General features: G+C 71.6%; 14 protein-coding genes. 6 read left to right on the top strand and 8 right to left on the bottom strand.

Annotated features, from left to right (window positions below; all coding sequences use genetic code 11):
* Positions 1-6: 6 nt before the first annotated feature.
* Positions 7-1650, bottom strand: a complete 1644-nt coding sequence (locus AC5L3X_RS26040) for a serine hydrolase domain-containing protein (protein ID WP_494860308.1) — start codon at positions 1648-1650, stop codon at positions 7-9.
* 179 nt (positions 1651-1829) lie between these two features.
* Here AC5L3X_RS26040 and AC5L3X_RS26035 point away from each other — a divergent pair, with 179 nt between their 5' ends.
* On the top strand, positions 1830-2777 hold the full coding sequence (locus AC5L3X_RS26035) for a GbsR/MarR family transcriptional regulator (RefSeq protein WP_494860306.1): 948 nt from the start codon (positions 1830-1832) through the stop codon (positions 2775-2777).
* A gap of 78 nt (positions 2778-2855) precedes the next feature.
* Here the strand turns inward: AC5L3X_RS26035 and AC5L3X_RS26030 are convergent, their stop codons facing one another.
* Positions 2856-3830, bottom strand: a complete 975-nt coding sequence (locus tag AC5L3X_RS26030; protein ID WP_494860304.1) for a helix-turn-helix transcriptional regulator — start codon at positions 3828-3830, stop codon at positions 2856-2858.
* Positions 3831-3966: 136 nt separating this feature from the next.
* Here AC5L3X_RS26030 and AC5L3X_RS26025 point away from each other — a divergent pair, with 136 nt between their 5' ends.
* From AC5L3X_RS26025 to AC5L3X_RS26010, 4 genes are all read left to right on the top strand, one after another.
* A complete protein-coding gene (locus AC5L3X_RS26025; RefSeq protein WP_494860503.1) occupies positions 3967-4362 on the top strand; it encodes a RidA family protein in 396 nt (131 codons plus the stop codon).
* A 304-nt stretch (positions 4363-4666) separates the two neighbouring features.
* Entirely contained in the window at positions 4667-5872 is a 1206-nt protein-coding gene (trpB, locus tag AC5L3X_RS26020) for a tryptophan synthase subunit beta (RefSeq protein ID WP_494860302.1), read from the top strand.
* Positions 5869-6684 carry a tryptophan synthase subunit alpha gene (gene trpA / locus AC5L3X_RS26015; protein ID WP_494860300.1) on the top strand — a complete coding sequence of 272 codons (816 nt, stop codon included), beginning with the start codon at positions 5869-5871 and terminating at the stop codon, positions 6682-6684. Before trpB ends, trpA begins: the two co-directional genes overlap by 4 nt.
* Positions 6681-7436 carry a GntR family transcriptional regulator gene (locus AC5L3X_RS26010; RefSeq protein WP_494860298.1) on the top strand — a complete coding sequence of 252 codons (756 nt, stop codon included), beginning with the start codon at positions 6681-6683 and terminating at the stop codon, positions 7434-7436. Before trpA ends, AC5L3X_RS26010 begins: the two co-directional genes overlap by 4 nt.
* A 40-nt stretch (positions 7437-7476) precedes the next feature.
* Here the strand turns inward: AC5L3X_RS26010 and AC5L3X_RS26005 are convergent, their stop codons facing one another.
* From AC5L3X_RS26005 to AC5L3X_RS25980, 6 genes are all read right to left on the bottom strand, one after another.
* A complete protein-coding gene (locus tag AC5L3X_RS26005; RefSeq protein WP_494860296.1) occupies positions 7477-8037 on the bottom strand; it encodes a TetR/AcrR family transcriptional regulator in 561 nt (186 codons plus the stop codon).
* Between the two features lie 56 nt (positions 8038-8093).
* Complete coding sequence (locus AC5L3X_RS26000; RefSeq protein WP_189125542.1) at positions 8094-8918, bottom strand: alpha/beta fold hydrolase; 825 nt, start codon at positions 8916-8918, stop codon at positions 8094-8096.
* A gap of 169 nt (positions 8919-9087) precedes the next feature.
* Positions 9088-10497: a PQQ-binding-like beta-propeller repeat protein gene (locus tag AC5L3X_RS25995; protein ID WP_494860294.1), complete on the bottom strand. Its 1410-nt coding sequence runs from the start codon at positions 10495-10497 to the stop codon at positions 9088-9090.
* Positions 10498-10563: 66 nt separating this feature from the next.
* The gene (locus tag AC5L3X_RS25990) at positions 10564-11685 is read right to left on the bottom strand and encodes a HAMP domain-containing sensor histidine kinase (RefSeq protein WP_494860292.1); all 1122 of its coding nucleotides are present in this window, start codon (positions 11683-11685) and stop codon (positions 10564-10566) included.
* Entirely contained in the window at positions 11682-12335 is a 654-nt protein-coding gene (locus tag AC5L3X_RS25985) for a response regulator transcription factor (protein WP_189125539.1), read from the bottom strand. The genes AC5L3X_RS25990 and AC5L3X_RS25985 overlap by 4 nt, the downstream gene beginning before the upstream one ends.
* Before the next feature lie 69 nt (positions 12336-12404).
* Positions 12405-12551, bottom strand: a complete 147-nt coding sequence (locus tag AC5L3X_RS25980; protein ID WP_494860290.1) for a hypothetical protein — start codon at positions 12549-12551, stop codon at positions 12405-12407.
* Positions 12552-12585: 34 nt separating this feature from the next.
* Here AC5L3X_RS25980 and AC5L3X_RS25975 point away from each other — a divergent pair, with 34 nt between their 5' ends.
* A complete protein-coding gene (locus tag AC5L3X_RS25975; protein WP_494860289.1) occupies positions 12586-13776 on the top strand; it encodes a S41 family peptidase in 1191 nt (396 codons plus the stop codon).
* Positions 13777-13829: the final 53 nt, after the last annotated feature.

Raw genomic sequence — 13829 nt, 5'->3', positions numbered from 1 at the left:
GAGCGGCTACTTCGGGAGGCCTACCGCGTTGGCCGCGTCGGCTTCGAAGTACTCCGTCGTGGCGAAGGGGCCGGCGTGCCCCTCGAAGAACGTTCTGACGCTGTCGACTGAGTCGTGGACGATGATGTTCACCGCTTTGGTCCCGTCGTCGCTGGCCACCGCAAGGGGCCAGCCGGCGCCCTTCGGCAGTTGTCCGTACGCCGCCTTCAGCGCGTCCCAGAACCCGCCGTTGTCGGAAATCGTGGAAATCGTCATGACGTGCATTCCGGTGTTCTTTTCCTTTGCTCTCGGATTCACTCGGCAATTGGTGTGGAGGTATTGCGCGACGCCGTGCTGGAAGTCGTAGATGGCGACGGTCTGGGGGTCTTCGAGCGGGCCGGCTGCAGGCATCAGGAAGTGCGTCTCGCTGATCGGAAGCAGCTCGTACGTGACGCGTTCCGGCTTACCGGTGAGTTGTGCCTCCAGGGGATTCGCGGCGAAGGTGAGGCGGAGATCTCCGTCCTCGGCCGACACCGTGTAACGGGAGCCCGGCCGCTCGTAGACGCCTTCGTACCTGGACGGGTCGAGGACCAGGCTCGGATCGGGTTCCGGCAGGTCCGGGATCGTGGGCGCCCCGAGGTCGGAGAGGATTTCGTCGAACACCTTCTTGTAGAAGCCGTCCCGCGGCCCGGCATTGGCCAGCAGCACGAGGGCGAGGCCCGAATCCGGCAGGATCCGCAGGCGGGCGCTCTGGCCGACGGTGCTGCCGTCGTGCGCGTAGACGGTCTGGCCGTGCCAGTCGCACACGATGAGACCGAGGGCCCACTCGGGCCCGAACAGATACGGATCGGGCACGGGGACGCGCGATTCGGTCATCTCGCGAACGGCCTCGGCCGAGACGATTCTGGTGCCGTTCGGCGCTCTGCCGCCGTCGAGGAAGACGTGCGCCATCGTGAGCACCTCCCGCGCCGTCGAGCTGATGTTGCCACCGGCGCCGAAGGAACGCGGCAAATGGGTCAGCGGTGAGACGATCGGCCCCTCGTCGAGGGAGCGGATCAGGTGTCCCGTCGCGGCGCGGTGCGGGTCCACCTGGTCGTGCCAGGTGGACGTGCTGGTCAGTCCCAGCGGGACGAAGAGGCGATCGCGCATGATGTCGTCCCACCGTCCGCCATCGATCACCTCCATGACGCGGGCGAGAATGGCATAACCCAGGGCCGCGCTGTAGCCGTGGGTGTGGCCCAGGGGATGCACCTGAGGCGCGCCGGCGATGTTCGCGACCATGCGCTCGTTCACATCGTCGCCTTCGCCGGGCCGGCCGTAGGCCTCCTCGATGCCGTTCGTGTGGTTCAGGAGATGGCGGGGCGTGACATGGGCGCCGACCTCGGGATCGGCGACCTCGAAACCGGGGAGATAGGTCCGCACCGGCTGGTCCAGGTCGGCTTTTCCCTCGTCGACGAGTTGCATGAAGGCGAGGGCGGTCCAGGTCTTGGTCATGGAACCGCACTGGTAAATGGTGTCGGCCGTCGCGGGCTCGCGCGTCGCCGCATTCTTGACGCCGACCGCGAAGTCGGTTATCTCCCCGTCTCGGAGGATTCCGATCGCGGCGCTTGGAATCCGGTATTCGGCGAGAAGCTCGGCGACCCGCGCCCGTGCGCGCGTCAGATCTGACATCGGCATGTCCTTTCCAGATGAGGAAAGGCTATGTTGCGTTTCAGATGCCGTCAACGAAAAGCGCATGAAATCGGCGATTTAACGGCGGATCGTTGCAACGGTATTGTCGGTGAATGCAATTCCGCTGTTTGTCCGTTGCAATGTACTGTTGGTGAACGCACCTCGAAAGGAGGGGGCCGATGCCCGGAGGCAGGCTGACCCATGAGGATCGCCGGAAGATCGCGACCTGGCTGGCCGACGGGCTGGGCTACTCCGAGATGGGCAGGCGGCTCGGCAGGCCCACGTCCACGGTGACCCGCGAAGTCGCGCGCAACGGCGGGCCCGCGGGCTATCTGGCGGACCGCGCCCAGCGGGCCGCCGGGCGGCGCGCCCGCCGGCACCGGGCGGTCAGGGCCACCGCGCCCGATGAGCGGCAGAGTGAGGAGGTACGCCGCTTCGCGGAGGAGTTCGCCACCCTGCTGGCCGGGACCGGTCTGCCCCGGATGCCGTGCCGGGTGTTCGTCTGCCTGCTCACCTCCGACTCCGGGAGTCTGACCTCCGCCGACCTCGTACGCCGGTTACAGGTCAGCCCGGCTTCGGTGTCCAAGGCCATCGGCTACCTCGAATCGATCGAAGTGGTCGGACGCGGTCAGGATCCGGGCGGGCGCCGCGAGCGATACGCGATCGACGACGACGTCTGGGGCCGCGCCTGGAGGGCCGACGCCGGGGCGCACGCCGAGGTCGCGGTGGCCGCGCGGCGCGGAACGCACATCTTCGGCTCCGACACTCCCGTCGGGGCCCGGCTGCGCGAGATGGGCCGGTTCTTCGCCCGCATCAGCGGCCACATGGACGGCGACGGCCTCACCCACGCCGCCGTGGCCGACGCGCTGACGGTGATCGCCGCGCTCGTGCACGCCGCCCGGCCGCTCACCACGGACGACCTCGCCACGGCACTGGACTGGCCCGTCGAGCGGACGGCCGGTGCCCTCGACGCGATCGGCCGTCGTCCGATCCTGTCCGACCCCCTCACCGTGGAGTGGCTCGGGCGCGGCACGTACGCCGTCACCCCGAGGCCGGACCGGCTGAGCCCCGTGCAACGCGAAGCCCTGACCGCCGGCCCGCGCTCGACCCGGAGGGCCCGGAGATGACGACACCGGATGAACGTCGCCGCGAACGTCATCGCCGTTCCCGACGCCTACCCTTCGGCCCGCGGAAGGCGACGCTTCTCAGGATGACACTCCGTAGCGAGTGGCGATCGCGGCGGCGCGGTCGCGCAGGGAGTCGCGCAACCACTGCGGGGCCAGGGCTTCCGCGTTCGTGCTGAGCTGCCACAGTGCCCATTCGGCGTGTCGTGAATCCTGGAAGGTCACCTCCAGCCGCAGCCGGCCGTCTGCGTCGGCCTCTTCGGAGCGGACGGCCAGCGCGGTGCCCACCAGGTCCTCCCGCCGCGCCGGGGCCACCCGTACCAGCACCGCGACCTGGTCACCGCCGGTGCGGAACCGCGTGCCGCGTTCCTGCCAGGCCTGGTCCAGATCGACCCGCTCTGGTCGCTGTGCGGGTTCGGCGAGCTCCTTGGCGGCCAAGATCCGGGACAGCCGGTAGGTGCGGTCCGCGCCGGACCTCGTGGCCAGCAGGTAGCCCCGGTCGCGTACGGTGACCAGGCCGATCGGGTCCACCGTGCGCCACTTCGGGGTCTGGTCCACGGCCGCGTAGTGGATGCGCAGCCTGTGTCCGGCGAGCACCGCGCGCCGGACCTCGGCCACTACGGCGTCAGGCACCTCCTCGGCGACCAGCCGACGTGAGAGGAGGTCGGTCTCCGGCTCCACGAGCAACCGCTCGGCCGCGCCGGCCGCGGCGTCCCGATGGCTTTCGGGCAGCGCGTCGACCACCTTGAGCATCGCCGAAGCGAGCGCCGAGCCGAGGCCGAATGCCTGCGCGCCGCGCCGCGATCCGGCGATCAGCAGGGCGAGGGCCTCGTCGGGGGTGAGGCCGGTGAGCTCGGTCCGGAAACCGGGCAACAACGCGAAACCGCCGTGCCGGCCGCGTTCGGCGTAGACCGGGACGCCGGCCGCGGACAGCGCCTCGACGTCGCGCAGCACGGTGCGGGTGGACACCTCCAGCTCGCGGGCCAGCGTGGTCGCGGACAGCCGACCGTGCCGCCGCAGCAGCAGCACCAGCGAGACCAACCGGTCTGCGCGCATACCAGAACTCTACCGAAATATACGACACAGGATGTCGTGATTTGTTGGGACGCTCATCACCACGACCACAGGGACGGCGGCAACCAAGCCGGCGGACCTACGTAAGGTCGGCGTATCGAATGGAGCTGATGTGGCGATGGAGCGAACGGCGGTCAACCCGTGGGCGTGGTCGGTGGAGCTGGGATACAACCAGGGTGAGATCGTCTCCGGGCACACCCGGACCCTCTACTGCTCCGGGCAGACCGCGATGAGCGGCGAAGGCAAGCCCCAGCATGCCGGTGACATGGGCGCGCAGCTGGCGCTGAGCCTCGACAACCTGGAGGCCGTGCTCGGCGAGGGCGGCATGTCCCTGGCGAACCTCGTCCGGCTCAACGTCTACACCACCGACGTCGACCGGCTCTTCGAGCACTACGGCGTGCTGGCGTCGAGGCTGGGCGCCGCCGGGGTGGCGCCGTCCACCACGATGCTCGGGGTGACGCGGCTGGCGATCCCCGGCCTGATGGTCGAGCTTGAGGGCACCGCCGTCGCGTGATGCGACCTCGCCGCCTCCGGCCCTGGCACCGGGCCGTGGAGATGTCCATCGCGTTGGTCAGCGTGGCCAGGCAGGCCCCCTTGAGCTGAGCCTGCCGCTGGGCGACAGGCAGGCCGGGAAACGTGGAGCCCGCTGACCAGGCAGCGCGCCATCTCTTGCCGGGACGGTCGCTCGCGCCGCGCTTCGCGGCCGAAGGCCCGCCCGGCTGCCGTGCCGAGCACCGGTGGTGGCGCGCCCGCGCCGTCCGTGCCACACTCACTGTTATAGAACTCATTAGGGAGTTATAGAACGATCGGAGCATGGCATGCCAGACGTGTTGCCGTGGCGCGAGCCGGTCCCGCTGGACGGGACGATGGGCGAGCCCCGAGCGCGGGGCCGATTCGGCGAGTACGGCGGGCGGTACGCGCCGGAGTCCCTGGTGGAGGCGTGCCGCGAGGTGGACGAGGCGTTCCGGGAGGCCTGGGCGGATCCGGGGTTCCGCGGCGCGCTGGCGCGGCTGCTCGCCGTACACGCCGGGCGGCCGACCCCGCTCACACCGGCCCACCGGCTGTCGGAGGCGCTGGGCGTGCAGCTGTACCTCAAGCGCGAGGACCTCACCCACACCGGATCCCACAAGATCAACAACGTGCTGGGCCAGGCGCTGCTGGCCACCCGGATGGGACGGCGCCGGCTGATCGCCGAGACGGGAGCGGGCCAGCACGGGGTGGCCACCGCGACCGCCGCCGCCCTGCTCGGGCTGGAGGCCACGGTGTTCATGGGCGAACGCGATATCGAACGGCAGGCGCTGAACGTCTTCCGGATGCGCATGCTGGGCGCCGAGGTGGTCCCGGTGTCCACGGGCAGCCGTACTCTCAAGGACGCGACCAGCGAGGCCATGCGGCACTGGGTGGGCGCGACCGGCGACTCCCACTACTGCATCGGCTCGGTCGTCGGGCCGGATCCGTACCCGTGGATGGTCAGGGAGTTCCAGCGGGTCATCGGCGACGAGGCCCGCGCGCAGTGCGCCGCCGAGCTGCGGACCGGTGTCCCGGACCACGTGGTCGCGTGCGTCGGCGGCGGCTCCAACGCGGCCGGCACGTTCGCCGGCTTCGCCGACACCCCGGCGCGCCTGGTCGGGGTCGAGGCGGAGGGCGGCGCCGGGGCGGCCCGTGGCCGGCTCGGCGTCCTGCACGGCTGCCGCTCGCTGTTCCTGCAGGACGACGACGGGCAGATCGCCCAGCCGCACTCCATCGCCGCCGGGCTCGACTACCCGGGCGTCGGCCCGGAGCACGCCCACCTGCGCGACCTGGGCCGGGCCCGCTACGTCACGGTGACCGACGACGAGGCGGTCGGCGCGGCGCTGCGGCTGGCGCGTACCGAAGGCATCGTCCCGGCGCTCGAATCGGCGCACGCCCTCGCCTGGGTGATCAGCGCGGCGGGCGGCGGCGACCTGCCCTCGGGGTCGACGGTGCTGATGACGTTGTCCGGCCGGGGCGACAAGGACGTCTCAACCCTGAAGGAGCTGCTGTGACGAACCCCGTCCTAGCCGCCGGCGCGGTCGAACGCCACCTGCGTGCCCGCCGGGACGCAGGCCGCGGCCTGCTCATGCCGTACGTCACCGGGGGGATCACGCCCGGCTGGACGGACTACCTGCGGGCGTTCGCCGCCGCCGGGGCGGACGTGATCGAGGTCGGCCTGCCCTTCTCCGATCCCACGCTGGACGGCGCCACCATCCAGCAGGCCAGTGACACGGCCCTGGCCCGAGGGGCGAGCACCCGCCGGATCCTCGCCGACCTGTCCGGCCTGCCGGACCTGGGCGTGCCGCTGGTCGTCAGCACCTACTACAACCTGGTGCTGCACGACGGCCCCGAGGCGTTCTGCGCCGCGCTGCGCCGGGCCGGCGTCGGCGGCCTGATCGTGCCCGACCTGCCGGTGCACGAGGCGGACGAGCTGACGGACGTGGCCGCCGCCGCCGGGATCGAGGTGGCCCTGCTGGCGTCGCCGGCGACGCCGCAACCACGGCTGGCGGACATCGCGTGCCGCAGCCGCGGATTCGTCTACGCGGTGTCGCTGATGGGCACCACCGGTGAGCGGGCCGACCTCGCCGCTTCGGCGGCGGAGCTCACCGAGCGGCTCAGGCACGTCACCGACCGGCCGGTCTTGCTAGGATTTGGCATTTCCACCCCGGCCCAGGCACGCGAAGCCCGCCGGCACGCCGACGGCGTGGTGGTCGGGGCCGCGGTCATGCGGCGGGTGCTCGACGGGGCCGGGCCGGACGACCTGCGGGTCTTCCTCGTGACCCTGCGGCAAGCCCTCGACCAGGAGTGTGACCGACCACGATGACCGCCGACGCCGGGCACGAGGCGAGATACCGCGCCATCGCCGCCGACCTCGCCGCGAAGATCCGGTCGGGGCACTACGCCCCCGGTGAGGCCCTGCCGCCGCAACGGGAGCTGAGCGCCTCCTACGGGGTGACCCTCATGACGCTGCGCCAGGCGTTGCGCGAGCTCAGCGACGAGCGGCTGATCGTGCAGCAGCCCGGCAGGGGCACGTTCGTCGCCCCGCCGCACCTGGCGTACCAGCTCGGCTCGCTCCGCAGCCTGGTCGACGACCTGCGTCAACAGGGCCACGACGTGCGCACCTCGGTGGCGGGGCGGGCGGTGCGCCGGGCCCCCGCCCGGATCGCCGCGGAGCTGCGGCTGCGTCCCGGCGACACCGCCCTGCGGCTGGAGCGGGTCCGCGAGTTCGCCGGACGTCCCGCCGTACACCAGGTGTCCTGGGTCCGCCGGCCGGTGGCCGAACAGATCCGCGACCGTGACTTCACCGCCGTCTCCCTCTACGCGGCCCTCGCCGACGCGGGAGTGACGGTCGCGCGGGCGTCGGAGGTGGTGCGGCCCGGTCTGCTCGACCCGGCCGCCGCCCGCCACCTCCACGAGCCGCAGGGCAGCCCGGTGCTCGTCAGCACCCGGATCACCTTCACGCTCGACGCCACGCCCGTGGTGTCCGACCACGCCACCATCCTCGGCAGCATGATGGAGATCCGCACCGAACGCGCCGCCACCGGCTTCTCTCTCACCTGGGGCGCCACCAGCTGACAGCCGGTGCGCGGAAACCCGTCCGGGAGCCGCGCGCTCGTCAGCCGGGCCGGTGAGCGCTCAGGCCGGAGATCATCACGTCGATCAGCAGGTTGTAGCTCTCGTCCGGTTTCTCGGGGAGCCCGAACCCGCCGGCGGCCTCCAGCACCGAGAACCCGTGCACGGCCGCGCGCACGCACCGGGCCGCGTGGATCGCCGCCGAGTCGCTCAACCCGTAGGCCCGCAGCGCGGCCAGCACGATGCCGACCAGCCGGGATCCGGCCTCGGCCAGGCCCGGCTCCGGAGTCTGCAGCATGGCCGAGTAGCGGCGGGGGTGGCGCAGGACATACGAGCGCCAGCTCTCCATCAGCGCCCGGACCGCCTCGTTGCCCGACCGGCCGAGCACGGCCGCGCCCGCCTCGTCGGCTATCTCGCCCATGATCCGGATGGAGAGCAGTTCCCGAAGCTCGGCGAGGTTGCGTACGTGCTTGTAGAGGGACGGTGTGGCCACGCCCGCCCGGGCGGCCACCGCCGAGAGGGTCAGCCCCGGCTCCCCCTCCTCGTCGACGAGCCGCAGGGCGATCTCCACCACCGCTTCACGGGACAACGCCGCCCTGGCCATCGACGGCCTCCTTCCGATCACGTCCCGCACGGCCCTGGCGATCTCGCCGGCCGTGGTCAGTCCTTGAGGAAGCCGAGGACGGCGTGGGCGACCTCGGCCGGATACTGCGCGTGAGGGTAGTGGCCGGCTCCCTCGATCATGGCGACGCGGCCCACCCCGGGCGCCATGCCGGCGACGATACCGTTCGCCTCGGCCTCGGGGTCGGGCCAGTCGGGGTCCTGGCGGCCCATCACGACCAGGGCGCGGCACCGGACCCCGGCCAGGCACTCGCCGGCGTCGACAGGCGCCGACTGACCCATCTTGCCGACCACGGCCATCCGGCCCGGCCGGCGCAGGTCCGCCTGGAGCGCGGTGACGTACTCGGTGTGGTCGGCGGGTTTGACGCCGGGGTAGGCGACGTCGAGGTAGCTCTTCCACAGGCCGGCGCTCCTGAACAGCGCGGCGCCCATGAGCCGCGTCATTCCGCTGCGGTGCCGCGGGTTGCGCAGCAGCCCGCCCAGGTCGATCTTCTGCGCCCGGGTGAACGGGCCCAGCTCGACCACGGCGCTGACCAGCTCGGGGTGCCGGGCCGCCACGATGGTCGCGGACCCGCCGGAGAAGGAGTGGCCCACGACGACGGCCGGCCCGCCCAGATGCCGGATGAGCGCGGCGAGGTCGCCGGCCACATCGGTGCGCGTGTAGGAGGGCCAGCCGACGCTCGACTCGCCGTGCCCTCGGATGTCCATGGCGGCGACGCGGTGTCCGGCTTCGACCAGCAGCGGCGCCAGGTGGCGGAACGCGCCGCGGCCGTCACCCATGCCGTGGGCCAGCACGATCAGCGGCCCTTCGCCCGACACTTCGTACGCGAGCCGCCCACCGTCGACGTTCAGGAACTCGGTCATTCCGCCTCCAAGCTCATCTGTGTAGCTGTAAAGCTAATGCCATTAGCCGATGGCGTCAACCGCAGGTCGCCGGAGCCTCGCAGCGGCAGACTGGGAGCTGAAGGTCAGGGCCGGTCACCCTTCGCTCATCTTCGGGCGTTGGCCTCCTCTCCCAGGTCAGCCGTCGCCGTCACCATGCCTGGACCAAGGGGTCCTGCTCGCCGGGCACCACGTGCGTGCGACCGGTCTCCAGGTCGAGGCGCAGCAGTTGGGAGCGGGCGCCGCCACACGGAGGCAGCCCGGCCAGCGGCGACCGGTCCATCTCCGCGGCCTCCCGGTCGACGCCGACCAGCGCGTGGCGGCCGGTCGGGTCGAGCGCCAGCGATTCGATGTGGCCGCAGTCCACCGCCAGGACCTTCCTGACCAGCCGCGTCCCCTCATGCAGGACGAGCGTGCGGGTCGGCCAGCCGAGCGCCCGCAGTTGCCGCCCGCCGGGCAGAGGCAGGATCGGGCGGGTGAACTCGTGCTCGGGCGGGGCGGCGACCTCCCCGATCGCGCCCGTGCCCACGTCGAGGGTGGCCAGGACGCCGGCCGGGACGCTGTGCTCGGGGAGCGCGAGGACCCGGGTGTCCAGCCACTGGAGACGGTAGCCGCTGACCGGCCATTCGCGTTCCAGGGTGCCCGCGAAGCGGGCTTCGTCCGTGATCCGGCCGTAGGCGATGCGGCCCTCGGTGGAGACGGCCAGGCCGTTGACCGTGCCTTCGAGGGTGGGGGTGAGCCGCTCGCCGACCGTGATCCGGCCGTCGTCGCTCATGGACAGCCGGTAGAGGCGGAAGTGACGGCCCGACAGGCTGGTGAGCGCCGCTACGTAGCGGCCGGGCTCGGTGCGGACGACGAGATCGTACTGGAAGTAGGTGCGCGTGGCCTGGGGCAGCAGGCTCACCGGCTCACCGGTCTCCAGGTCCAGCACGTACGGCCGGCCCGCGCCGGCGACCGCGTAACGCGGGGTGCCGTCGGCGTTGACCGGCAGCCCGATCAGCGCGGCGGGCAGGAACACGGCCAGTACGGCGGCTGCCACCGCCAGCACGGTGGCGCGCAGCTCGGTCAGGCGCGGCCGGATGCCCGCGCCCACGATCCCGGCCAGCAGGACCATGGTGGCGGGGGAGAGGAGCCAGGCCAGGATCAGTCGCGGCACCACGAAGGACGGCGTCGTCATCTGCGCGTTCAGGCATTCCTGCCACATGAAGGGCATGTCGGCGGACAGCCGGTCCTCGGCCTCGACCAGCGCGGCGGGAAGCAGGGCGAGCGCCAGTCCCAGCGTGGCGGGGAGCGGGAAACCGCCCCGGCCCGCGTAGGGGCCGCCCCGGGGGCGGGATCGGATCGCCCAGAACGCGGTCAGCGCCAGCAGTAAGGGCTGCAGCCGGCCGAGCCAGTCACCGAGGAAGCCGGCCACCTGGGCCGCCGGAACCGGCTGCGGCCACTCCAGCGGCCCGGCACTGCTGCAGGTGACCATCACCGTTTCGGCGAACAACGGTTCGGCCAGCAGTTCCCACAGCGACAGGGCCACCGCTGCCGACCAGAAGAACTTCGTCATGCGCATCGGGGGGACTTTCCGAGCTCTGTGGAGGGGGATCGGAGTAGCCTAGCGCCCGCCGAGCCGCCATGATCACCGACTCGCCTCCGCATCCTCGGCTCCCGCGAAAACCACCACGAGTTCCAACCCGCCCCCCGGGTTGGGGCTCGCGCGCACGTCGGCCCCGTGAGCCTTCGCGATCGACGCGACGATCGACAACCCGAGCCCCGAGCCCTCCCCACGGGTCGTCTGCAGCCGCCTGAAGGGCTCGAAAAGATCGTCGAAACGTTCCTGGGGCACGTCCGGGCCGGTGTTGCGGACGGTCAGAACCCCACGGGAGAGCGTGACCTCGACGGTTCCGCCGGGATGGTTGTAGCGGACCGCGTTGTCGAGGAGGTTGGTGACGAGCCGGTTCAGCAAAACCGGATCCCCGTCGACGACGAACGGCTCGGCCCGCGCCGCCACGGTGACGCCGTCCGCGCCTCCTTCCGCGCCCCCTTCCGCCACGACGAGCCGTACCACCTGGTCCAGGGCCACCGGACTCCTGTCGTCCAGCCCGTGCTCGGCCTGGGCCAGGACCAGCAGGGCGTCGATGAGCTTCTCCGCGCGGTGGTTGTGGAGCAGGAGAGTGTCGCGGATCTCGCCGACGTCCTCGGGGAGTCCGATCTCGATCGCCGCCCGCTGGACGGCCAGCGGGGTTCGCAACTCGTGGGACGCGTTCGCGATGAACCGCCGCTGCCCCGCGACGGAGCGTTCCAGCCGGTCGAGCATCGCGTCGAAGGTGTCGGCCAGTTCCTTCAGCTCGTCCTTCGGCCCGGCGAGCGCGATCCGTTCGTGCAGGGTCGACAGGGACAGCCGCTGCGCTGTGGCGGTGATGCGGTGGAGGGGCCGCAGGATCCGCCCGGCGACCAGCCATCCGACGAGCAACGAGACCAGCACCAGGATCCCGACCGTGAACCCGGTCGCCTCCCACTGGTAGCCGATCACGTCGTTCACCAGCTCGGGCAGCCGCGGCAGTGGCTGCAGCCGGGGCAGCGGCGGCAGCCGATCGCCCGGCGTCACCCGCGTCGGCGCCGGCGTTCCCTCGGGCAGGCGGGCGATCCGCGCCTCCAGTGCCCGGCGCAGCAGGAGGTTGACCGTGACCAGCAACACGACCGAGGTCAGCAGGAACAGCCCGGAGTAGATCAGCGTGAGCCGTACCCGGATCGTCGTCACAAAAGGTATCCCGCACCGGGAACCGTCTGAATGCACGGCGGGTCGCCCAGCTTGGCCCGTAGGCGGCTGACCAGCACCCGCACCACCGTCGTGAACGGATCGGCGTTCTCGTCCCATGCCTCTTCAAGCAGCCGTTCGGAGCTCACGACCCCGCCGTCCGCCCTCATCAGCACCTCGAGGACGGCGAACTCCTTGAGCGACAGGTGCAGGTGCCGCCCGTCCCGCGAGGCTTGCAGCCGATGCGCGTCGAGCACGATCCCGTGCCGCGTCAGCACCGGAGGCACCTGCGACCGGCTGCGCCGCCCCAGCGCCTGCACCCGTGCGACCAGCTCGGCGAAGTCGAACGGTTTGGGCAGGTAGTCGTCGGCCCCCATCCCGAGACCCGCGACTCGCTCCGGCACCGCCGAGGCCGCCGTCATCATCAGGATCCGCGTACGGCTCCCGTTCGCCACCAGCTCACGGCACACGAGGTCGCCGTGCATCTCGGGCAGGTCCCGGTCCAGTACGAGCACGTCGTAGTCGTGCACCGCCAGCCGTTGTGACGCGGCGGCCCCGTCGTACACCACGTCGACGGCCATGGCATGGCGGCGCAACCCCACCGCCACGAGATCGGCCAGATCGCGTTCGTCTTCGGCCACCAGAATCCGCATGCCGACGTTCGTATCCGAACAGGGGTAACAGTGGCGTTAACGGATCCGTTCACCACCGTGCAACCCGCCTCAGGCCACGCTCGCGGCCATGATCAGAGCCCTGTGCGCCGCCGTCCTGGTGACGGCCTGCTCCATGTCCACCCCCGCGTCGGGCCCGACGCCGCAGCCGGCGTCACCATCGGCCACCACCCCAGGCGGAGGCTGCACCGCAAGCACGGCGCCACCGCCGCGATCGGCACCGCCCACCTCGGTGAACACGCTCCGGCAGGCGTACTTCTGCGTGCTGGCCAACTATTACAGCGGCCCGGTCATGGATTCGAAGGCGCTGCTGAAGAGCGCGTTCGCCGCCTACACCCAGAACCTGATGCGGCGCGGCGCCGACCGGGCCGACCTTCGGCTGCCCGCCCTCACCGGGAACCACGACACCGACTGGGCCGCCTTCGCGAAAGTCCTCGGCGCCGGTGACCCCGCCGCCCTGCGCGCCGCGATCACCGGCATGGTCGCCGGACTGCACGACAACCACGCCCGCTCGGTCAGGCCGGCCCCGCCGCAGGACGGCGGGCCTACCGGAACGGGCATCGTGGGCGCGTCGGCCCAGCAGGGATCCCAGCTCGACCCCGCGGCCCGACCGCCTCTGTTCATCACCCAGGTCCTGCCCGGCAGCCCCGCGGCCAAGGCCGGCATCAGAGCCGGTGACATCATCGTCAAGGTCAACGGCGTGCCGGCGTTCATCGGCGACACCGTCAATCAGGGCCTCCTCGACGCCTTCGCCTCCGGCACGGTACGGCTCACGCTCAAGCGGCCCACGACGGGACGCAACCGCGTCGTCGAGCTCAGAGAGGGCCCCATCAGGCGGCAGCCTCCGGCCGTGACGTCGAAAAAGCTCGCCGACGGCGTCGTGTACGTCCGACTGCCCGGATTCTACGAAGGCGCCGCCGACCAGGTCATCGCCAAGCTGGGCGGGAAGCCGAAGGCGGTGGTCCTCGACCTGCGTGGCAACGGCGGCGGCTCGCCTCGCGAGGTGACGCGGCTGCTCGGCGCGTTCGCGCACGGCAAGGTCACCAGCCACTTCTGCCCGCTCAAGGGCGACTGCGTGCCCAACCGGACCGACGACAGCGTCCCGCTGCTTGGCTCGCGCCTGGTCGTCCTCACCGACCGCGGATGCGCTTCGGCCTGCGAGGACTTCAGCGCGGCGGTCAAGGACAACGGCCTGGGCACGCTCATCGGGACCCGCACCGCCGGGGCCGTCTCCGGCCCCAGCGAGGGATACCTCCTCGACGACGGCAGTGTCCTGCTGCTGCCCAGGGTCCGGCACCTCGGGCCCGCCCGCGAAATCATCGACACCATCGGCGTGCCGGTCGACCACCACGCCCCCATGACCGCCCTCGACCTGGCCACCGGTCGCGACCCGGGCGTGGCCAAGGCGCTGACGCTCCTGTGACGCGCCTGCCGCGACGGCCGGCAACGAGTCACCGACTGGACCTGACGAAGGAG

The organism is Nonomuraea sp. CX421 (assembly GCF_059358955.1).
The sequence above is the reverse complement of the archived record's forward strand: the minus strand, read 5'-3'. Positions and strand labels throughout refer to the sequence as shown.